Below are 1874 nucleotides of genomic sequence, written 5' to 3'. Positions count from 1 at the left end.
CGGCCGGCATCCTGGCGCAAAGCGTCGGCGGTGGCGGCGGAGCCGGCGGCAATGCCGTGGCCAATGGCAGCGGCAACACCTTCAGCGTCAATGTCGGGCTCGGCGGCAATGGCGGCAGCGGCGGCACGGGCGGCACCGTCATCGCGAATAATGCCGGCGCGATCCTGACGCTCGGCGGCCATGCCCCGGCGATCCATGCGCAGAGCATCGGCGGCGGCGGCGGCACCGGCGGCAATGCCGCGGCGGGCGGCGGCAGCAGTCCCGAGGTCACCGCCGGCAACTTCGTCGCGACCGGCATGGGCATCCCGAACTCGGTGATCAAGAAGGCCGACGGCATCTACGCGCTGAAGACCAATATCTGGGGCGATTTCTTCGACTATGACAGCCTGAAAGGCACCGCGACCACGTACGAAGCCGCAAACAAGACGGCCAATGCGGCGCCGCCGAAGCCGGCCGAGGAAGGCGGGCTGCCCGATTTCACGCTGACCATCGGCGGCGGCCGCAGCGGCAATGGCGGCTCCGGCAACCATGGCGGCGGCGTCACGGTCGACAATTCCGGCGATCTTGCGACGGAGGGGCCATACTCGGCCGGTATTCTGGCCCAGAGCATCGGGGCCGGCGGCGGCTCGGGCGGCGCCAGCAAGCCGACCAGCACCGACGTGAACAAGGCGCTCGACGCGCAGCTCTCCTTCACGGTCGGCGGCCAAGCGGGCAATAATGGCGACGGCGGTAACGTCACCGTCGACAACACCGGCACGATCCAGACCACGGGCGACCTCTCGGTCGGCATCCACGCGCAGAGCATCGGCGGCGGCGGCGGCATCGGCGCCATGACGGTCCAGAGCGGCGCGGGCAATGCCGACTTCTCGTCCGTCAAGGTCACGCTCGGCGGCAGCGGCGGCGCCTCCGGCGATGGCGGGGCGGTGCAGGTCAATGTCAGCCCTGCCACCGCGCAGGACGGGATCTTCACCACGGGACAGGATGCGGTCGGCATCGTCGCCCAGAGCATCGGCGCCGGCGGCGGCGCGACCTTCATCATGAGCCAGGACGCGGTGCAGGGCGCGCCCAGCCAGAGCGGCCAGACCTCGGTGAGCGCGCCCGTCGTGCTCGGCAGCGGCGGCACGTCGGCTACGCCGACCCGCGGCGATGGCGGCGCCGTGACCGTCTCGCTCCTCGGCGTGCCCTCGGCGCCAGAAGCCGCCGGCCTCCTGACCTCGGGCGTCAACGCCCATGGCGTGCTGGCGCAGTCGATCGGCGGCGGCGGCGGCTGGGTCGTCGGCCTCAACAACCAGGGCACCACGAGCCTGCAGTCGCTGTTCGGCGCGCCGGGCAACGTCCGCGCCGATGGTGGAGCGGTCAACGTCTCGCTCGACAACAACTTCAACCTGATCACCAACGGCGCCGGCGCGGCCGGCGTGATCGCCCAGTCGATCGGCGGCGGCGGCGGCCTCTTCGGCGGGCTGAACAATCCCGGTTTGAACACCGGAGCTGTCATTCCGTCCGGCACCACGACCCGCATGGGCCAGGGCGGCCCTGTGAAAGTGAACGTGACCGGCTGGTCCGCCATCGCGACAAGGGGCGACAACGCTCCCGCCTTGATCGCCCAAAGCCTGGGCCAGGGTGGCGGCATCCTGGAGCAGGCCGGCGGACAGGGGATCGTCTTCGCCGGCGGCTCGGCCTATGGCGGCTGCGGCCAATTTGACCAGAACGCCTGCACCAGCGACGTCTCGGTTAACGTGACGACCGGCACCGTCGAGACCGCAGGCTCGAATTCGCCAGGGATCGTCGCACAGAACCGCGGCAACAGCCCGGATACGAGCAATGCCTCCGTGACGATCGGCAATGAAGGCAACGTCACGGCTGGGGGGCCCAAC

General features: G+C 70.4%; 1 pseudogene. It reads left to right on the top strand.

Annotated elements, in window-relative coordinates:
• Positions 1–1874 (top strand): annotated as a pseudogene (locus tag DWF00_RS29355) (hypothetical protein); the annotation flags it as partial.

It is taken from the genome of Allobosea caraganae (assembly GCF_003351345.1).
Lineage (GTDB): Bacteria > Pseudomonadota > Alphaproteobacteria > Rhizobiales > Beijerinckiaceae > Allobosea > Allobosea caraganae.
Note: the sequence above shows the minus strand (reverse complement) of the source record. Positions and strands in the feature narration are given on the sequence as shown.